Consider the following 20,438-nt stretch of genomic DNA (forward strand, 5'->3'; position numbering starts at 1 on the left):
ATTGATTGTTGCTTTCGGAAATAGGCTTCTTCCTTACGAGGATATTTGCCGAAACAATATGAACCAGCAGCAAAGTTTATGAAAAAACATTCTATAAACATTGTTGTTTTAAGGTTCCCTCTGCTCTAATTTCCTTTTGGGAATAGACACACACATTAACATTCATAGAACAAGCATTGAATCGATTTCGTAAAGCAGCAATGCATACGAAAGCAGCTTTTTAAAGAGAAGGGAGTAAAGAAAATGAGAAGTGTCATGTCAAACAAATGGGTCATCAGTCTTTATGTTCTTCCTGCGCTTGTCCTCATTCTTTTCCTGATTTATATCCCGATTGTCCTGACAGGATATTACGGGTTGATGGATTGGAACGGAATCGGACAGATGAAGTTTACAGGATTGGATAATTATATAGAGTTAGTACAGGATAAGATGTTTTGGAAAAGTACATGGCATTCCATCCTGCTTGGGCTGTTCTCAACATTAAGCTTGATTGGCTACCTGATTTTATCACTGATTCTTGCTAGTAAAATTAAAGGAGCCAATTTCTTCAGAAAGATTTATCTGATCCCGATGCTTCTATCTTCTGTTGCTATCGGCCAGCTTTGGGCCAAAATTTTCGATCCGTCCAACGGGATGTTGAATCGATTCCTTACATTAATTGGTTTCGAGAATCCGCCGCTGTGGCTGGCAGATCCAAACATTGTGCTGTTCGCTCTGTTCCTTCCAATCGTCTGGCAATATGCCGGATTTTATATCATCATTTTTTATGCAGCTTTAAAGAATGTACCGGAAGAACTAGTAGAAGCTGCGAAAATAGATGGGGCGACTCCCATCCAGATTGCTTATAAAATCAAGGTGCCATTGATTTCAGGTGTTATCAAAGTCATGGTTATCCTTGCCATCGTCGGCTCATTGAAATATTTTGATTTAATTTTCATATTGACAGGCGGCGGACCGAATGGTGCCTCAGAAGTTATGGCCTCTTATATGTACAAGGAAGCCTTCAGTAAATATAACTTCGGATACGGAAGTGCGATTGGTTTCGGACTTCTGATTATCAGTCTTGGTTTGACATTTATCATCCAAAAATTGCTGACATCAAAAAATGAAGTTGAATACTAGAAAGGGGCGGGAACAAAATGAGTAAAGCAGCAGTAGAGACACAACAGCAGCCGGCACTTCCGGCTTCTTATAACACCAATAAATCATTAGGCAAAAGAATCGGGTTCGGTATTCTTTACCTCGTTTTGGGGATCATTGGGATCATCCAAATTTACCCGCTGGTCTGGCTGTTCATGTTTTCATTGAAAACGAATCAAGAGGTCTTCGGGATGTCCCCGTTTGCGCTGCCTCAGGATCCGCAATGGGGCAACTATGTTAAAGCCTGGACAACCGGAAACATCGATACCTACTTTTTCAACAGTGTTTTCTATACAGTAGCCGCAGTCGTTTTGACGGTTATCCTTGCAAGCTTTGTGACATTTGCCGTGACAAGGATGCACTGGAAATTGAGCGGAGTCGTTCTAGGTTTATTCATGGCAGGATACATGATTCCGCTTCATTCAACACTCATTCCATTATTCAACATATTTAAGTCCGTAAACCTGATTGACAACCCGGTATCCATCATTATCTCGTATGTAGCATTCAACCTGCCGATTACGATTATGATTTTGACCGGATTCTACAAAGCCCTGCCGCGTGAAATTGAGGAAGCTGCAGTCATGGACGGCTGTTCCATTCACCGCATCTTTTTCCAGATCACGCTGCCTATGACAGTACCCGTGCTGTCCACAACAGTGATCATCAACATGATTTATAACTGGAACGAATTTGTTTTTGTCCAAACCTTCATGAGTTCTGACAGGTGGAAAACCATCACAGTCGGGGTGAATAACTTCGTCGGACAGTATCTGACTGATTGGGGCGCGATCGGCGCAACACTGATGATCAGTATCATTCCTGTATTGATCGCCTACTTCATCCTGAGCGACAAGATCGTAGAAGGAATTGCTGCGGGGTCTGTAAAAGGGTAACTATATTTTAAAACCGAGTCTGATCCATTTAGGATTGGCTCGGTTTTTTTAAATAAAAGAGTTTTGAAACATGCAGGATCCCTTCTTCTCTTCTAAAACAGTGCCCTTACTGGTGGTACCTGTACACATGACCAAGCCATTCTCTTTGTGTTTCATATACTGATAGAGTAGAAGCTATTTAGCCTGGCTTCTAGAATAAGAGGAAAGGAGCTTATAAACATGGCCATTTATGATACAGGGCCGATACCAAATATTGACGGAGCAGGTAAAAGGATCGCAAGGGAGCTTGTTGTCCGGGTACAGAATACAGGGACTGGTAATCTTCCTGCCAATGTTTTAATAGAAGTTTACAGAATTACTGAGCCAAATGCACAAGGGTATGCTCAGCAGATAATTTATGCGCAGAACCTTGCAGAATTGCAGGAATTCGGAACTCCAGTGATGGGCACGGGTCCCGTCTTTGTCCTGCCGGTTTCTCTCAACAGTACTTTAATTCCGGCGTTCGGGGTTAGGATAATGACTTCACCAGACCCGGGGGGAGGAAGCCAAGTAACGGCTACCATTTTTACAGAAAATGATTTAGGAGAATTAGTGCTGCTTCAGCGCGTTCTCCCTGGAGACTTCGGCACTCCTGTCAATCCTGCTTTAGAGGCGGTGAACGCTGCGCAGACGCCTGCAGGAATACGTGCAGCAATCGAAGACCCTCTTCTTGGACTGGATCTTTCAGAGTACGCCCCCTTAACGGAAGATCAAAAAAACCAGATAGCCGATATCTTGCTGGAAAACCGGCCGGTATTTGGTTATGAAAGTGTAGAGGATGTTCAGGCAGCATTGGATACTGCCATCGAACAGGTAGTTGTGGATCCAGACAATATTTACGTGGAAGCCGGGGCTTCAGGCGGGGATGGAAGCAGGGCCAATCCGTTTGGCACGATTGAGGAAGGGATCACCGCTGTGAATGCCGGCGGAACCGTTCATATCTTGAGTGGAATGTATGAAATAGCTGCGCAGATTCTTGTGGATAAATCGTTAACCCTTCAAGGAGAAGGGGATACACAACCTCAAGTCATTTTCAATCCAGCAAGTACCGTCGACGGATTGGTGATAGAAGCAGACGATGTGACAGTGGACAATCTATACTTGATTAGTAATAGAACGCTGACAGGTTCAAATGCAGTGGTCAGTGTGCCTCTAAGGGCTTTAGATAATTTGTACAGAAATATAACGATATCAAATTCCATTATTGAAGGTACCGTGAGAAGCGGCTATATTTTTGCAGAGAACATTACTTTTGATAATAATTTGTTCATTCATAATGCTATCAATACTCAGAGCCTGCGCTTTCAAGTGTTACGGGGAACAACGAACGTAACGAATAATACCTTTCTAGGAAACAGCACCAGTGTCGGGGCAATTATTTTTGAACCAAACCTTGCTTCCTATAATGTATCTGGAACCATCAATATCATCGGCAATACTATGACAAGTTTCAATCAGTTTGTCAATTTCTATACTTTCCTTGAAGAGGCGACCAGCCTGATTATCAGGGAGAATGACATCGATCACCAGACTAACTCAGGAAGTTCCATCATCTTAACGACAAGGGTGGATTATACACTTCTTGAGGAATTGCTGATAGAAGATAATTTCTTTACCAACAATGATCCAGAAAGGCTGGCTGTATATTTTGCAGCAGGTGGAGGAGGAAGTAACCTGCCAGCAGTCGGTCAGATTCAAGTATATGATAATACCTTTAATTTCCCGAATGGCTATGGCCAGCGTCCGGGTGATGTAGTGGATCCGGTTTTTCCAGTCGGATTCAACCAGGCAGCGGATCTTCTTGGGATGACTTTGGCGAGGTTCGACTTGCAGGGAAATGTGAATGTTTGATCTATTACAAAGGAGCGGGCCATTATAGTGGCGGCTCCTTTTTTATATTGTATTGTAGAGAAGACTATTACAGCGTTCTCAATTCACCGAATGAAAGGAGCAAGCCTAAACTTGACTGCTCAACGAAAGATTAAAAGGGAGTGATATATATAGGTTACACTTTATCCTGCCTAATGGTTTAAAAAGTAATAAAATTGTATTGACAGGCTCTATATAGATGGCCGTTAGAACCACCGATGGACTATTTTGATGAGCGAGTTAAGGAAATAGATTAATATAAATCTGTGGAAAATTGTTTCCAGCTATCATCCTGGGTTTCCTCCTAGAGTTTTAATAGCAGACTGGACTAAGAATAATAGCCTTTATGTTCCTAATCACCCTACTATAATCTGAGTCTGACTTTTTAGTAGGGTGTTTATCCTTTAATCACCATACTATAATCTGAATTTGGCATTTTAGTAGGGTGTTTATCCTCTAATCACCATACTATAATCTGAATTTGGCATTTTAGTAGGGTGTTTATCCTTTAATCACCATCCTATAATCTGAATTTGGCATTTTAGTAGGGTGTTTATCCTCTAATCACCATACTATAAGTTTAATCTGGCTTTTTAGCAGGGTGTTTATCCTTTAATCACCATACTATAATCTGAATTTGGCTTTTTAGTAGGGTGTTTATCCTTTAATCACCCTACTATAATCTGAATTTGGCTTTTTAGTAGGGTGTTTATCCACTAATTACCATACTATAATCTGAATTTGGCATTTTAGTAGGGTGTTTATGCTCTAATCACCATGCTATAATCTGAGTTTGGCATTTTAGTAGGGTGTTTATCCTCTAATCCCCATGCTATAAGCTGAGTTAGGCGTTTTAGCATGGTGTTTCTCGCTTAGAAGAACTCAGTGTTTGTAGTCACTATCCCAAATGATGAACTATTCACGACGTGTGAAGCCGCAGGACTTTTAACGACATCCCTTTTTTGAACTGACCATAGAAGGAGAAAAACGTAGACTATGGTTGCAGAAATAAAGGAAAAGGAGGCGGGAGGTTCAAAAGAGGACATACTTCATACACCTGCATTGTCTCACCCAGCGTTACCTCATGATTAATCAAAAGTCAGTGAGCCCCTTACCAAATACAGACGGGTTATCAATTTACTATCTAGTTAAATTCCTTGATGGAAGGACAGTAATCTGCATAGACTCGAGCGGGGACACACTCGCTAATTTTTATTTTAAAGAAAGAAGGGGAGAGAATGGTAAAAAACGAAATCATCCTGCTGGGCACCTTTCATATGGAGCAATATGAGCCCGGCCTGATTATAGGGAAAGAAAAAGAAATCATAGAAATGGTCGGGGAATTAGTTAGGTTAAAGCCCACAAAGATAGCTTTAGAGTGGGAAAGGACTTTACAGACCAGACTTCAAGAGAGGTACACCCAATGCAAAGTACAATACTCACAGCATGAAATGGAGCAGATCGGCTTCAGGGCTGCTAAGGCATTAGGCCTTAAAGAAGTGCATGCGGTGGATTGGGAAAGCACTCTCACTCAAGAAGATGTGACAGACTTATTTATGAATATTGAAAAAGGATATCCTGTAATAAGGGAAAAGATACAAGTTGTAAAAGAACGTTCACCTTCCATTGATAAGAAAATAAGAATGATGGATTCTTATAAAGCACTCAACAACTACAATGCCATTAAAGCAATAGAAAGGCTCTATCTCTCATTTGCACTGGTGGAGGACCCAAAGGGCAAAAAGATCGGCATGGAATTTCTTACTAAATGGATGGAAAGGGAATACAAGATTTATAAGAATATTGCCGAGGTGGCAGCAATGGAAGGCGATAATCGAATTCTTCTGCTGATTGGCAGCGATCATTTATGGATGCTGAAGACATTATTTGAGGGAAGCGGGTGGAAGGTGCTGCTGCCTTTTTCTGAGCAGGAGCAATAACTGTATCTATTATTAGTATACCATTCTCACTTTAAAATTATTAGTCTATTAATTCAGAAATATACTGCTATTCTTAGAAATGGACTAATAAGGAGGTTGAGGAAATGATTGACTACAGAATTCAAAACAACGGCGGTTTCACAGAAAAAATGGGCGAGCTTGTCTGTATGCTGGAGTATACCAGAGCAGTCACACTGGAGGAAATAAAAGAATTAAAACAGGAAGACCTGGATTACAGGGTGGATGGATCATCGAATTCAATAGGTGCGCTGCTGCTTCATATTGCTTCTATAGAATTTGTTCATGGAATCATTTCATTCCAAGGGCGGGACCTGAATGATGTGGAACTAAGCAAATGGCGGACCGCACTGGAACTTGGGGAGCAAGCCAGACAAACAATTGAAAAGCAGCCAATAGAATACTACATAAATCAATTATCGGACGTAAGGAAGAGTACACTTTCTCAGCTGGGGAAGCTCAAAGATGATTGGCTGGCAGAAGAAAACGAATGGGGAAATGGAGTTCCTTATAATAACTACTATCTTTGGTTTCATGTCATGGAAGATGAAATCAATCACCGGGGGCAGATCAGGACTATAAAGAGGCAGCTGTTAAAACAAGCACGAATGTAAAGAGGATCTAAAAGATCGATTCTGAGAGGTATGTGGTTTTAGTTTAAAGCCATGTTAGTGAATTAGGTAGTGACTAATGTCTATACCTCTTGTTTAACTTTTGATTTATAACATCTGCTTAAAAACTATACTTTTCGTCTTGAATTTGTTTGAAGAGAATATGAAATAATCGGTTTCAATCGGATTTAACAAGAGAACACCTCGTATTTCTTTTCTTCCTAAAGGTAACGTGTTCTTCTTCGTATAATAGTATAGTTTTCTCCTTCTTGCATCCCATAGGTAACTTTTCCTTCTGGTAACTGTTTTATGCCTGCTAATACTCGTTTCAAGTCCGGCCGAAGGGGTAAGAGATAAGGAAACATATATAGGGGGAAGTTGGTTGAAAGATATAAAGAAATCCATAAGTGACGTTTTGCTTTCCATTCTTCCAGTAGGGGTGGTTGTCACCTTACTGCAGATTTTTGTAATAAAACTCGAGGCTGAGATGTTTGTTCAATTTCTTATTGGCTTGGTCATGGTGATTCTCGGTTTTATCTTTTTTCTGGTCGGAGTCAATAAGGGGCTTCTGTCGATCGGTGAAAAAATTGGTGAAATTCTTCCTAAATCTAAAAATACTTGGATTATTATAGGGGTCGCCTTCCTATTAGGATTTTCAGTCACTGTTGCTGAACCCGATGTGAGAGTGCTGTCATCACAGGTAGAACAGGTATCTGGCGGTGCGGTCACCTCCAGTATGCTTATATTGACAGTTGCCATTGGGGTGGGGGTATTCATTGCCATTGCCATGTTTCAGACCTTATATAAACTGCCTATACATTACTTCCTTATTGGAGGTTATTCTATCGTTTTCCTATTGGCAGCCTTCAGTGGGTCCGGTTTCAGGTCAGTTTCCTTTGATGCCGGCGGAGTCACAACAGGCCCGATTACGGTTCCATTTATACTGGCCCTGGGAATCGGCGTCGCTTCGGCTGTAAACAAAGAAAAAAATTCTACTGAAGGGTTTGGGCTGGTTGCATTAGCCTCTATCGGCCCGATTATCGCAGTTCTCTTACTGGGGGTGTTCATATAATGAACATCAAGATTATTGAAGGCTTGCCAGGAGTATTATTCGATGTGGCTCTTGCGGTACTTCCCTTGTTACTCTTTTTTCTGATCTTTCAAATCTTTTTCTTGAAGCTGCCTAAAGAGAAGGTGAAAACAGTCATTTATGGGTTCATTGCTACCTTTATTGGATTATCACTTTTCCTACATGGTGTTCACATCGGTTTCATGCCTATAGGGCGCGAGATGGGAAAAGTCCTTGGTGAACTTTCTTATTCCTGGATCATCGTCCCAATTGGCTTTGTACTTGGATTTGTTGCTACTATTGCGGAGCCGGCAATCAAGGTGTTGAATAAAAAGATAGAAACAGTTACTTCCGGAGACATATCTCAGAGAGCCATGCTCCTGACTCTATCAACCGGAGTAGGAATTTCAATTGCATTATCAATGCTTCGGATTTTGCTGGACATTCCGCTGCTGTATTTTTTGATACCAGGGTACACTGTTGTTTTAATATTGATTTTCATGAGCAAAAAGGGGTTTATCGAAATTGCATTTGATACGGGTGGTGTAGCCACGGGACCGATGACCGTAACCTTCATTCTTTCAATAGCTGTAGGAGCGGCATCTGTTATTGAAGGAAGAGATCCATTACTGGATGGTTTCGGTATGATAGCCTTGGTGGCTTTGGCGCCAATTATTTCTGTCCTGCTATTCGGCCTTGTCTTTCATAGGAGGAAGGGCAGTGAACAAACAGCTGAATGAAGATTACGTCAGCCAGATTCCATAATGAATCTGGCTTTAAATATGGTGAATTTTATTCAAAACAAGAACAGAATTAGTTCTATTCTGAATTCTTAAGCATATTTGTTTAATGATGTTACATAAATCCCGTATAATCTATATTAAGTAACATTACGGAGGTCTTCAATGGAATTTGTAGAGCCGATCAGAAGGATTGACGATATATATAAGATGAAAAATATTCTGTACGAGCAATCTAAAAGGGACTATCTATTTTTCGTTTTGGGTGTGAATACTGGCATGAGAATCAGCGATCTTCTTCAGCTGAGGGTAAAGGAGGTCTGGGATCGAGAAAATGCGAGGGAGTTTTTCACGCCTTGTGAGAATGGGAATTCATATTATTTAAACCATGTCGTTAGATCGGCCTTATTTGATTACCTGGCCCAAACCTCATTGACCAGGGAAGATTTTTTGTTTAAATCTAAAAAAAATGAATTCCCGATTACCCGCCAGCAGGCTTACCGGATCATTAACAAGGCTGCCCAGGAGGCAGGGGTGGAGGGAAAAATCGGCACCCACACCCTTAGAAAAACATTCGGGTATCACGCATATAAAAAAGGCATAGCTCTATCCATCCTCCAAAAGATCTTCAATCACTCTACTCCTTCAGAAACCTTGAAATATATCGGAATTGACATTCATACTGAAGAACCAATCAAGGTCGACGTTAATCTTTAAGGCAGCGAGGTGCAGTAAGTATTCATGGAAAATTCTTTAATTAGTTCTGACTACTTTATTTTGATGACAGCTCTGTTATTGGTAACAGGTGTCATCACAACAAAATTTTCTACAAGGCTCGGTGTTCCGGCACTTGTCCTATTTATCCTGGTAGGCATGCTGGCAGGAAGTGATGGGTTGGGCCTCATTTACTTTGATAATGCTAAATTGACACAGCTCATTGGAATTCTTGCTTTGGTAATGATTTTGTTTGAAGGAGGCCTGCAGACAAAGATATCCACTGTTAAATCGGTCGTCAAGCCGGCCTTATCCCTTGCTACACTTGGTGTTCTCGTCACAACTTCAGTCGTCGCAGTGGCAGCGAAGCTTATATTAGGAGTTTCCTGGCTTGAGGGATTCCTCTTTGGTGCCATTGTTGGTTCGACGGATGCGGCTGCCGTCTTTGCCGTACTCAAAGGGCAGAATGTTAAAGGGGAGCTGGGTTCCACACTGGAGGTTGAATCCGGAACCAATGACCCGATGGCCGTGTTTTTAACAATATCATTCATTGAATTATTAACGGTGGAAAACCCATCCTATCCCTTAATTATCGGTTCGTTTTTCTGGCAAATGGGGCTGGGTTTGGTATTAGGGATCCTCTTTGGAAAATTGGCGACCCGTTCGATTAATAGAATCAATCTTGATTCGAGCGGACTGTATCCCGTATTTGCAATGGCCTTTGCACTGCTGGCTTACAGTATTACCGATCTGTTCAATGCCAGCGGCCTTTTAGCGGTATATGTAGCAGCCATGCTGATTGGCAACTCGGAACTGACCTATAAGCACTCAATATTCAAGTTCAACGAGGGCTTTGCCTGGATGATGCAAATACTCATGTTCGTCATCCTTGGTTTATTGGTGTTTCCATCTCAGCTCTTTACGTGGGATGTTGCCTTGAAAGGAGTGCTGCTGTCTGCAATCTTAATCTTGTTAGCCAGGCCGGCAGCCGTATTTCTGTCTTTAGTCAAATCGGATTTCGATGTAAAAGATAAGGTTTTCCTGTCCTGGGCAGGGTTAAGGGGAGCTGTCCCGATTGTACTGGCAACTTTTCCACTGATTGCCGGAATTGACAACTCTCCAATGATTTTCAATGTCGTATTCTTCGTTGTTCTAACCTCGGCGTTGATTCAAGGCTCGACCATATCCATTTTTGCTGAAAAACTTGGCTTGACCGGTCCGAAAAAAGTAGACCCAGTCCATTCTCTTGAATTGGTTTCGATCGGCAGGGCCAATGCTGAAATCATGGAAGTCGAAGTCAACGAAGAAACCCCTATTCTTGGTAAAAGTCTAATTGAGATTGTTTTTCCAAAGGACGTCCTGATCAACGCCATCATACGGGGAAGTCAATTAGTGACACCTTATGGGGAAACGGTCATTGAAAAGGGAGATATCCTATATATTCTTGTATCCAGAAGCAGCAAAAGGGATTTAAAGAAAATGCTGAATGTAGAAGATTAAAAGACGGGGGGAGAACGGATTGAATGATGAGGCGATAAAGGAGCAGATAAAATCCGAACTGCAGCAACATCAAAAAATGAGTACAAAGAAGATTATTAAGCGGGCTTTTTTCGTCTTGCTGGGTGCCATTATGATGGCCCTGGGAATCGAGGTATTCCTCGTGCCCAATATGATCATGGATGGAGGAATTGTCGGTATTTCCATTATTTTATACAACCTGACAGGCATAAGGCTGGGTGTATTCATTTTCCTGTTGAATATCCCATTTTTCTTTTTAGGTTATAAACAAATTGGAAAGACATTCGCGGTTTCCACGGTGTTTGGGATTTCGATTTTATCTCTGGCAACGAATTACCTGCATACTGTCGCTGCATTTACTTCGGATATGCTGCTTGCCACTGTGTTCGGAGGAATTGTTCTTGGAGCGGGAGTAGGGCTTGTCATCCGCTATGGAGGAGCCCTGGATGGCAGCGAAATCCTGGCGATCCTTTTGAATAAAAGGTTTCCCTTTTCCGTCGGAGAATTCATCATGCTGTTCAACGTATTCATCTTTACCTGGGGAGGATTCGTCCTCGGCTGGGACCGAGCCATGTATTCTGTACTTGCTTATGTGATTGCCTTCAAGACCATTGACATTGTCATTGATGGATTTGATGAGTCAAAATCAGCCTGGATCATCAGTGACAAGGACAGAGAAATAGGAGATGCCATACTGGCAAGGCTGGGCCGCGGAGTTACCTATCTGAAAGGTGAAGGCGGGTATTCGGGAGAAGATAAAAAAGTGATTTTCTGTATCGTGACTCGTCTGGAAGAAGCCAAACTGAAATCGATTGTAGAAGAGATGGATCCGACCGCGTTCCTGGCGGTTGCTGATATCAATGAAGTACGGGGCGGCAGATTTAAGAAAAGAGATATTCATTAAATGTATCGAAAAAACCCGTCAGAGTGACGGGTTTTTATTTGGCAGTTTTTTTAAAAAGAATGGTATAAAAGAGGTACCCCGTTATAGCGCCGGCTGTATTCAATATAGCATCATCAATGTCCATTACTCCCAGCTGGGTCACATTTTGCAGCACTTCAATAAAGACACTTAGCACAAAAGAAAATAACAGAACAGATCTTAACATTTGCATATTCTTAAAGACAACAGGAAGAAGCAGTCCCATGGGCAGAAATAAGAGCAAAGGACCGAACGTACTACAAAACCACGTATCAAGGTTGTAGTGTTCTTTTTCTAAAAAATACATGCTAAGACTATCAAAAGGAACAAAGTTACTCTTTCCACTTTCTAAAGAGGAGATTCTTAGATTATGGATATCAATGCCGATAAAACTGATAATCATTACGATAATAAAATAGATGAAAAACAAAATGAATCCTATCTTACCCATTACTTTCATCTGCAGCACCTCGTATTCTTAAAAACTATATGACTGTTAAGACAGGAGTATGCGGTGCTTAGGGTCCTTTCTTAGCTTGATAGCCTGCAATCGCACTATTTTTTATAAAAAGAGGTCTCAGGGAAGCTCTAAGAGAACCAAGAATAAAAAAAGAGTATTTCAAGAAATAGTTATCCAAAGCTCATGTAGATACAGGAAAAAGTTTTGAAGAACGGGTATCAAGCAACAACTAAAATGATTCTTTTAGAGAGATCTTGAAACTTATTACTATTTTCATCCGTATAAAGGGTATATAGAAACTATCCTTTTTATTAAAGGGTATTTGGCCTTAGACGGCATGAATCTTAAGTTCTTGACTGGATCATAGGTATCTGAGGAGTTGCCGGACTGAAAGTTGAAGGATGATGAGGACATTTCCTGAGGTAAATAGGCTGCAGCGCAGTTCTGGGTTATGTATACTCTTAAAGATTATTTTTGACAGGGGGAGGAATATGGATATTAGTATTGGAATGTACTTGATGATGACTGCATCATATTTAATTCAAGTTTCGTTGGTTATGGCTATTTTTTCTTCCATTTATATCAAGAGCAAAAGAAATGGGTACATAAGTTTAGCTGTTATTGCCTTCTTGTACAGTATTCAGTTATATCGGGGCTTTGCGGTAGCGCCAATAGTAGGGATTACCTTTTTAATCATCATGATTGGAATGGGAATTGTCTCATTTGTAGTTATCCGGAGGAAGAAAAACGCACGATTAGGTAACTAGTTTGGTTAGGGCCTGTCAATTGGCGGTTTTTTTAGGAAGCTATACTTGCGGGCTAATTTTGGGAACTCACGAGGTACAGCAGAGTTCCTTTTTGGATCTTTTGGTATCACTTAAGAAATTCAGGAGTGACACCTGTGACACTTTGCGGGGTTCATGTGTCACTCAGGATCCTCTCGAAGGACCCCAGAACTCCATTTTCTTCCTTCAAGTATCCCTCAGGATCCTCTCGAAGTACACTTGGGCTCTCTTATGGACCATGTGGTGTCTTCAAACAAAGACCTGATCAGTATAAAACGGCCTGAAAATCAGGTCTTTCGTAATCTAACATGAACAATCATTTCATATAATGAGAAACACCAACGGATTGAGTATTTTAGATAATCTCCATCCTAGCAAGGCTGAACTTGTATCACTTAGCTGCCCCATTGTCCCCGGGACCGCTTTCATGCCCTTTCCCCTTCCTTTTTAAAATCCATTGACTAATCAAACCTGCAGCAAATCCCGCAGCGATCGGGAGCAGTGCTATCTCAGTATTAGAGAATGAAAGTTTGAACGTAAGTATTTCAATCTTCGCCATGTACCCAATAAGGTAGAGTAAAATCATCGTTCCAAATGATGCATAAAACGGAATCCATTCAGGTTTCATTTTCTATCACTCCAGGTCTATTACTCGAATTTTTCCTCCCTCTTCTTCGAGGAAGAAATGAAGTCTGATTGTATTTATATTACAATATTAAGGAATATAGGTAAAAAAACCTACTATGAAAACGATATAAAGATAGAATACCAGTTTTTATTCCTCCAAGAACAACTATACTTGCTGCTGCAAAAGGGGTTAATGTTAGTGTCAGATAAATATAATGATTTAAATATGGGGAGAAACATGCTTGAGGGTGCACGGGAAAATCAAGAAATCTATCATTTGTTTTTTCAGAAGCATCAGGATGTAGTCCTCATTTTGGATATGGAAGGGAACATCCTTGAGACCAATGATTCCATTTTAAAATACACCGATTATTCAAAAGCAGAAGTGGCGGGCCCTTTTGATCAGTTCGTCGCTGCTGACTTTCAAGAAGAGGCACGACAGAAATTTGCTCTAGCCGTCACAGGGGAAACCGTCAGCTATGATGTTGTATTTGTCAGCCGGACAGGGGAAAGAGTGGACCTGCGAATGACTCATTCGCCGATCTTGGATGGAGACAACATACTGGGTGTTTTTGGCACTGCCAGAGATGCGACAGAATTTACATTGTTTAAAAAAAAGCTTTCACAGACTCAGAAAGATCTTGATTTTGTCCAGGTGGTCGGAAATGTTGGCAACTGGGATTATGAGGTGAAAAGTCAAGAAGCACATTGGTCCGAGCAGCTTTATAGGATTTATGGTGTGGAGGATCCTGAAAATATCACACCTTCACTAGAAAATTATCTTTCAATGGTGCACCCGGAGGATAGAAACGAATTCATGGAAACATGCATGAGTGCTTATCAAACAGGCACAGCTTTCAGTATAGAATATCGGATAATCAGAAGAGACGGCATAGAACGAATCGTCCATGAACAAGGGAATACGATCGTAGACGAAAATGGAGTAGTGACCAGGATGATAGGGACCGTCCATGATATTACGGAATACAGGAGAACAGAAGCTATGCTTGAGCAAAGTGAGGCTCATGCGCAAATGATTTTTAAAAATTTGAATGAAATCGTCTGGTCCATAGATATCCAAAACAAGAAGGTGTTATTTTGCTCGGAAGAATTTGAAGTTCTTTGTGGTTATAAATTGGAAGATCTCATTAAATCTCCCTTACTATGGGATGAAACCATCTACCATGAGGACGCTAAGAAAATTCAATCGATTATCTCTGAGATCAGAAAAGGGAATGAGATATTTGAACAATATCGTCTCCTCCATTCCTGCGGTGATATTAAATGGGTGGATGTAAAAGCCATCCCAACCTGTGACTCTGAAGGGAATTTGGTTCGCCTTGACGGTATTATGTGGGATATTACGGATAAGAAAAAATCTGAAGAAACGCTTCACAAGGCCGCTTTTCAGGATTACCTGACTCAATTGCCGAACAGAAGAAGATTTGAAGAATATATCGAAGAGCAGATTGATTTTCATCGAGAAAAGGACGAATCATTCGCACTCCTGTATATGGATTTAGATCGATTTAAATTCATTAATGACCGTCTGGGACACTTCGTAGGAGATGAGCTTCTGAAGCAAGTGACGGAGAGGCTGAAGAATCGATCAGAAAGCCAATTTACAGCAAGGCTCAGCGGAGATGAGTTTGCCATTTGCCTTCCAAGGTTGAAAACAATGGATCAGCCGGTGAATGTGGCAAAGGAGATTATTGACATTTTAGAAAAACCTTTTCACTATGGTGATTATGATCTATTCATTTCAACAAGTATTGGAATCGGTGTTTTTCCAAAGGATGGGGAGGATGGCGACTCTCTTCTAAAAAATGCAGATACTGCATTATCGAATGCCAAAGGAAATGGCAAGAATACATACCAGGTATACACCCGGGAGATGAATCAGGAATCCTATCGAAAGTACTGTCTGGAGAGAGATATGAGAAAGGCCGTTAGACAAGATGAGTTTCGGGTGCATTTTCAGCCGAAAGTAAATGTAAAAACCGAAGAGATCATAGGAGCTGAAGCACTTCTCAGATGGGAGCACGAGGAGTGGGGCAATATTTCTCCTGCTGAATTCATTCCAATCGCTGAAGACAGTGGATTCATTACAGAAATCGGGATATGGGTGCTGCAGGATGTCTGCCGGCAGCAGAAGGAATGGTCTGAAAGGGGATTTCCGATTGTACCTGTATGCATCAACATCTCTCCACAGCACTTTTTGAAAAAGGATGTTGTCGAGGCGGTTCAATCCAATATAGCTCAGTACGATATAGATCCAACATGGATCGAACTCGAGATCACAGAGACCTCTTTGATCCACTATTCTGAGGTTGTCCAGAAAACCATGACTTCACTGAAAGAAATGGGAGTAAAGATATCATTGGATGACTTCGGCACAGGGTACTCAGCGTTGTCACAATTGCAGAATTTCAAATTCGATACACTAAAAATTGACCAGTCATTCATCAAGAATGTTCCTGTGAAAACTGAAGACTCGGTCATTACGAAATCTCTTATAGAAATGGCGCATGGCCTTGGACTCGATGTGGTGGCAGAAGGGGTAGAATCAAAAGAACAGCTGGAGTTCCTGTACCAGAACCATTGCGACCATGTTCAAGGATACATCTACAGCAGGCCGGTGCCGGGTGTGGAATTTGAAAAGTTAATGGTGAAAAGATATATACAAAAATCTCAATGATAAAGTATAGTAGGAATATGTTGGAAATTTATATTGAGAGGTGCACGATGAATAAGACGCTTGAAGAGTTACAGTCTGAAGTGATTAAAGAATCCAAGAAAGGCTACCCGATCCTGCTGGCAGGAGCGATTGTGTTTTTTGTGTTCATGCTGCTTTCTTTTTTTCTTCCTATGGAAGCAGTCCAATTGATATGGATCTTCGGATTGGGTGCAATCTTTCCCTTGGGATTATTACTTTCCAAGTTAGTGGGAGCCAACTTTTTTGCTTCAAAAAATGATCTGGCCACACTGGGGGGAATCGTCGCTTTTCCGCAAGCTTTCTTCATCCCGGTCTTTATCCTTGTTCATTCACATATCCCGCAATATCTTCCTTTTACCATAGGGGTATTGGCGGGCTCGCATTTCCTGCCGTACATGTGGATTTACAAAAGCAAAGCTTATTTAGTGGTTACATTGGGAGTCTGCCTCCTGTCCTTGACTTTAGGAGGATTGTTCGTAGAGCAGGCTTTCACCATCGTACCGATTGCCATTTCTCTTACTTATCTGCTTGGAGTTTTCCTCATACTTAAAGAATTGAAAGAGGAGAAGGTGGACTTCACTCCTCCTGTAGAACAAGCAGGCGCCTAAAGGTTCTTCCGTTAATTAAGCAAAGCTTTTTATTACTTTTTTATGTTAGAAATCGTATTAAAGTATGGGGTTAAAATCTAGAATGATCTTAACCCCTGATTCTTAGAACTTTAAATTATCAGTAAGTCCGGTCTAAAAACAGAAGAAGATAACTTCCTGCACAAAGAAAAATCGCTGCTCTGGTAATGTATAAGACTGTAACCTCGAAAGCGGAAAGCTCTCCTTTTCTCTTCATTTTTTTAAATTTTCTATAGAAGTAAAGTGAACAAAAAAGAAGGACGGCTCCAGATAATTCAAATAGATTGCTTAATAAGGCAAGCATTAGAAGGGCTCCTCTCCCTGTTAATTTCAATTTAGTATATTACCAGTTAATAAGTCAGTACCCTGACGGAGTATTATAAGTATGTAAAAACTTCAACCTACCATCCATGATAAAGTAAGGTGCCTTTTATTACAAATTGTTCCAAGTAAAATCAGCAAAGCTCTCCCTGAAGTAGAACATTACATATTCTTTAGTTCAACGATAAATGTATAAGGAGACAAAGGGCATGAATGAAACAGTACCTTTCACTATAAAACTCGAAGAACCGCTTTTAAAACATGACCATACGAAAGTTAATAACAGGGAGGCAGTAAGGGCAGTAATCTTACAGAACAACAAAATCCTCTTAGTGCAATCTAATAAAGGAGATTTCAAATTTCCTGGCGGCGGGATTGAAGGGGAAGAGAATCACCAGCAAGCATTGAAACGAGAGGTAGAGGAAGAAACCGGATATATCAATCTTGAGGTGATTAAAACCATTGGAAGAATCCTTGAGAGAAAAACAGACGAATTTGAAAGCGATTGTTTGTTCAGCATGAACTCGACTTATTATCTTTGTAAGTTAACAAATGAAGACAAGACGTCGAGAAGGTTGGATGAATACGAGGCAGTACTGGACTTTTCACCAGTTTGGGTAACATTGGACGCAGCAATTAGACAAAATGAAATGCTCATACAAAATATAAATAACAACTCCTGGCTGAAACGGGAAACCTTTGTGTTGAAAAGACTGAAAGCAGAAGTCTTAGGATAGTAAGTGTCAAAAGGGATGGACCTTCAACGCTTTAAAGCACGAAAAGGGACAGTCCCTCTTCGTGCTTTAAAGCGCTAAAATATAGTTTGTGCTGAAAAAACCTACTTCATATAATGCGCAACCAGGAAATAGGCTCTTTCTCTGGTCAGTGTCGCCCGGGCTGCTATGTATTCCAGTGATTCTGTGCTTCCGCCTTCATATTTCAGTGATGCGTTTTTGGCTTCTTCATCTCTCTGTTGAACCCATTCCCGCTGTTCTTCTCTTAGCTTTTCCATCTCTTCTTTGCCCAGCTGCTCTTGAAGAACTCCGTAAATTTCATTTAACATATCATCCCACTTCTCAAATCTTTCCTGCTCTTGTTCTTCCATTTCAACCATTGTATCTTTAGCGTCTGCATGTCTATCTTCTTCTTCCATCGCATTCAGCATATCCAGATATTCCTTTTTTGTTTTTTCAGAAGCTTGATTTTCTTCAGTGCTCTTGGTGCTTTCTTCATTTTTGGATTCATCAATTCCATTCTGCTTCTTATTTTCTTCAGTGGAGCCGTCATTGGATGCAATATCTTGTGCTGTATCTTTATCCGTACTTGTATCCGAAGAATTCTGCGTCTCATTTTGAGCTGAACTGCTATTTGAATCCCCATTATCCTGTGCTGTATTTGACTCTTCTGACGAGTTTCCGCAGGCAGTTATAAGTACAAATATCACTCCCAGGAATACAATTATAATCTTTTGGTTTTTCATAAAATCCCCCTCTATGTGTCTCTGAAAAAACTAAAAGGACTGCAAGTAAACTTTCCCAACAATTGTTATCCTAACATAAAAAGGCTCTGAAACGGAGCGATTTCCGATAGTTTGCAGCATAACCGGGATCCAATCATGAAATCTTGTACCAACTGAACTTTATTAATAAAAGAGAACTTTATAAAAAATTGCAACTTTTTTTAAAACTGAATCGTCCCACTACTGGCGGCAAAGTGATGGGGAGTTTTTGTTATGGCGGGGCCGGAAAAAATTGAGGTAGTTATTCCCTTCCTCTCATTATATAATTGAAGAATAATCCCTTTTACTAGTATAGGAGAAAATAAATGGCAGAAGAATTGTGGTTGTATATCCTGCTGATCGGCTTGGCAGGTTTTTTAAGTTTGGGTTTAAGTTTGTTTTCTTATTATAAACTTCAAGATGCTCCAGGCGGCCGGCAGTATATGATTGCTGCTTTTTTATCGGCGGTTTTCTCATTCGCCTATATATTTGAACTGACAAGCAGTACCTTGGAGGAAGTGAAGTTCTGGCTGGGTGCAGAATATCTGGTTATGCCGTTTATTCCCGGTTTCCTTTTATGGATGTGTTTAAGGTATGCAGGTATAGAACTCAGGCAGCGCCATCTATATCTGCTGTTTCTGCCTCCCATTATTACAGTGTTCACACATCATACGAATGAACTTCATCATTTATACTACACATCTGTTCGACTGAGGGCTGACACATCGTTCAGCACTGTAGAACTGACATATGGGCCACTTTTCTACGTTCATGCTTTGTATCTTTTCCTTTGTCTGGCCACCAGTATGGTCCTGCTGCTGCTTCAGTTAAAAAAAGCTCCGTTCCGTTTCAGGATGCAGATCGTATTGATGGTCTTGGGATTATTCGTCCCCATTGCCGCCAATTATTTTTATGTGAATAAATACAGCCATACGGGAATTGATCTGGGACCTGTGTCGATGAGCCTTTCATTCATTCTTCACGGAATAGCATTGTTATCCTACCAAATGTTCAATGTCCTTCCCATTGCAAGGGAAAAAATATTTGACAGCATGAGGGAAGGGGTGGTGGTCCTCGATCAAAGGGGAGCAGTCCTGGATTACAATCAAGCCATGCTGAAAGTTGTTCCTGAGTTCAATCCACTGGCTGTCGGTAAATCCATTCATAAAGTGCTTAAGGATCCAAGACTGGCTGCTTTGATCTGCACAGGGAAGGAGTGTGACTATGAATGTTCCATAGAAGGGTCTGTGGAGCATTATCAGGTCCGTTTCTCTCCTGTATTTCACAAAAATAAGGAAGTGATCGGAAGCATCATTACCTTTATGAACATCTCCGAGAGAGTGATTCTGCAGGATAAGTTAAAGAAACTTGCCAGCTTTGACGGACTTACCAAGGTATATAACCGTACATACTTTCTGGACAAAGCTGAATCCCTGCTGAATTCATCCGTGAGCGGTGCCTCGCTGATTTTATTTGATATCGACCATTTTAAGCAGGTTAACGATACCTACGGTCATGAAGCGGGAGACCTCGTGCTTTCCCAAGTTGCCCGGGAAGCAAAGTCACACCTGAGGGCGGATGACCTTTTGGGCAGATATGGCGGGGAAGAGTTCATCATTCTCTTACCGGAAACAACTCCAGAAGATGCATTTCTTATAGCAAATAGATTAAGAATCAGCATTGCAGCCTGTCTGGTCAAAGTAGATCGCAGTCCGGTACAGGTCACATCCAGTTTTGGGATTTCCTACATTGGCGCATCGGAGGCCTTCTCCCTGGACCACTTGAAATTAACTATTGGAAAGGCAGACCAGGCCCTTTATGCTGCTAAAAGGAATGGGCGGAATAATATTCAGGTGTTTTTAGAAGAAGAGGACATTGTATTAAATGACAGCTTCTAAGAAAACGAATGAAATATAATAATTATAAGAA

General features: G+C 41.0%; 18 protein-coding genes. 15 read left to right on the forward strand and 3 right to left on the reverse strand.

Annotated features, from left to right (window positions below):
- The first annotated feature begins 243 nt into the window (after nucleotides 1–243).
- From FZC79_RS18225 to FZC79_RS18270, 10 genes are all read left to right on the forward strand, one after another.
- Nucleotides 244–1,122 (forward strand): carbohydrate ABC transporter permease, encoded by an 879-nt coding sequence (locus tag FZC79_RS18225; protein ID WP_148948177.1) that lies wholly within the window; start codon nucleotides 244–246, stop codon nucleotides 1,120–1,122.
- Between the two features lie 17 nt (nucleotides 1,123–1,139).
- Nucleotides 1,140–2,036 (forward strand): carbohydrate ABC transporter permease, encoded by an 897-nt coding sequence (locus tag FZC79_RS18230; protein WP_148948178.1) that lies wholly within the window; start codon nucleotides 1,140–1,142, stop codon nucleotides 2,034–2,036.
- A 219-nt stretch (nucleotides 2,037–2,255) separates the two neighbouring features.
- Nucleotides 2,256–3,926, forward strand: coding sequence for a hypothetical protein (locus tag FZC79_RS18235; RefSeq protein WP_148948179.1), 1,671 nt, complete (start codon nucleotides 2,256–2,258; stop codon nucleotides 3,924–3,926).
- Nucleotides 3,927–5,182: 1,256 nt separating this feature from the next.
- Nucleotides 5,183–5,884, forward strand: a complete 702-nt coding sequence (locus FZC79_RS18240) for a DUF5694 domain-containing protein (protein ID WP_148948180.1) — start codon at nucleotides 5,183–5,185, stop codon at nucleotides 5,882–5,884.
- Between the two features lie 104 nt (nucleotides 5,885–5,988).
- Entirely contained in the window at nucleotides 5,989–6,516 is a 528-nt protein-coding gene (locus FZC79_RS18245) for a DinB family protein (protein ID WP_148948181.1), read from the forward strand.
- A 379-nt stretch (nucleotides 6,517–6,895) separates the two neighbouring features.
- Nucleotides 6,896–7,585 (forward strand): DUF1538 domain-containing protein, encoded by a 690-nt coding sequence (locus tag FZC79_RS18250; RefSeq protein WP_148948182.1) that lies wholly within the window; start codon nucleotides 6,896–6,898, stop codon nucleotides 7,583–7,585.
- Nucleotides 7,585–8,322, forward strand: a complete 738-nt coding sequence (locus FZC79_RS18255; protein ID WP_148948183.1) for a DUF1538 domain-containing protein — start codon at nucleotides 7,585–7,587, stop codon at nucleotides 8,320–8,322. The genes FZC79_RS18250 and FZC79_RS18255 overlap by 1 nt, the downstream gene beginning before the upstream one ends.
- 165 nt (nucleotides 8,323–8,487) lie before the next feature.
- Nucleotides 8,488–9,039, forward strand: coding sequence for a tyrosine-type recombinase/integrase (locus FZC79_RS18260; protein ID WP_148948184.1), 552 nt, complete (start codon nucleotides 8,488–8,490; stop codon nucleotides 9,037–9,039).
- 24 nt (nucleotides 9,040–9,063) lie between these two features.
- A complete protein-coding gene (locus FZC79_RS18265) occupies nucleotides 9,064–10,536 on the forward strand; it encodes a potassium/proton antiporter (protein ID WP_148948185.1) in 1,473 nt (490 codons plus the stop codon).
- 76 nt (nucleotides 10,537–10,612) lie between these two features.
- Complete coding sequence (locus FZC79_RS18270) at nucleotides 10,613–11,458, forward strand: YitT family protein (protein WP_187442876.1); 846 nt, start codon at nucleotides 10,613–10,615, stop codon at nucleotides 11,456–11,458.
- A gap of 34 nt (nucleotides 11,459–11,492) precedes the next feature.
- Here FZC79_RS18270 and FZC79_RS18275 read toward each other — a convergent pair whose 3' ends face one another.
- Nucleotides 11,493–11,936, reverse strand: a complete 444-nt coding sequence (locus FZC79_RS18275) for a VanZ family protein (RefSeq protein WP_148948186.1) — start codon at nucleotides 11,934–11,936, stop codon at nucleotides 11,493–11,495.
- A 491-nt stretch (nucleotides 11,937–12,427) separates the two neighbouring features.
- On the opposite strand from FZC79_RS18275, the gene FZC79_RS18280 reads away from it, so the two are divergent.
- Nucleotides 12,428–12,703: a hypothetical protein gene (locus FZC79_RS18280; protein ID WP_148948187.1), complete on the forward strand. Its 276-nt coding sequence runs from the start codon at nucleotides 12,428–12,430 to the stop codon at nucleotides 12,701–12,703.
- Nucleotides 12,704–13,112: 409 nt separating this feature from the next.
- On the opposite strand, the gene FZC79_RS18285 is transcribed toward FZC79_RS18280, so the two are convergent.
- Nucleotides 13,113–13,349, reverse strand: coding sequence for an ATPase (locus FZC79_RS18285; RefSeq protein ID WP_148948188.1), 237 nt, complete (start codon nucleotides 13,347–13,349; stop codon nucleotides 13,113–13,115).
- Between the two features lie 198 nt (nucleotides 13,350–13,547).
- Between FZC79_RS18285 and FZC79_RS18290 the strand changes: the two genes are divergently transcribed.
- From FZC79_RS18290 to FZC79_RS18305, 3 genes are all read left to right on the forward strand, one after another.
- A complete protein-coding gene (locus FZC79_RS18290; RefSeq protein WP_187442870.1) occupies nucleotides 13,548–16,046 on the forward strand; it encodes a sensor domain-containing protein in 2,499 nt (832 codons plus the stop codon).
- A 47-nt stretch (nucleotides 16,047–16,093) separates the two neighbouring features.
- Nucleotides 16,094–16,672, forward strand: coding sequence for a DUF7010 family protein (locus tag FZC79_RS18295; protein WP_148948190.1), 579 nt, complete (start codon nucleotides 16,094–16,096; stop codon nucleotides 16,670–16,672).
- 548 nt (nucleotides 16,673–17,220) lie between these two features.
- Nucleotides 17,221–17,748: an NUDIX domain-containing protein gene (locus FZC79_RS18305; protein ID WP_148948192.1), complete on the forward strand. Its 528-nt coding sequence runs from the start codon at nucleotides 17,221–17,223 to the stop codon at nucleotides 17,746–17,748.
- 101 nt (nucleotides 17,749–17,849) lie between these two features.
- Here the strand turns inward: FZC79_RS18305 and FZC79_RS18310 are convergent, their stop codons facing one another.
- Nucleotides 17,850–18,491, reverse strand: coding sequence for a lysozyme inhibitor LprI family protein (locus tag FZC79_RS18310; RefSeq protein ID WP_148948193.1), 642 nt, complete (start codon nucleotides 18,489–18,491; stop codon nucleotides 17,850–17,852).
- 344 nt (nucleotides 18,492–18,835) lie between these two features.
- Here FZC79_RS18310 and FZC79_RS18315 point away from each other — a divergent pair, with 344 nt between their 5' ends.
- Complete coding sequence (locus FZC79_RS18315) at nucleotides 18,836–20,407, forward strand: histidine kinase N-terminal 7TM domain-containing diguanylate cyclase (RefSeq protein WP_148948194.1); 1,572 nt, start codon at nucleotides 18,836–18,838, stop codon at nucleotides 20,405–20,407.
- Nucleotides 20,408–20,438 lie beyond the last annotated feature (31 nt).

Source organism: Rossellomorea vietnamensis, from assembly GCF_008180615.1.
Lineage (GTDB): Bacteria > Bacillota > Bacilli > Bacillales > Bacillaceae_B > Rossellomorea > Rossellomorea vietnamensis_D.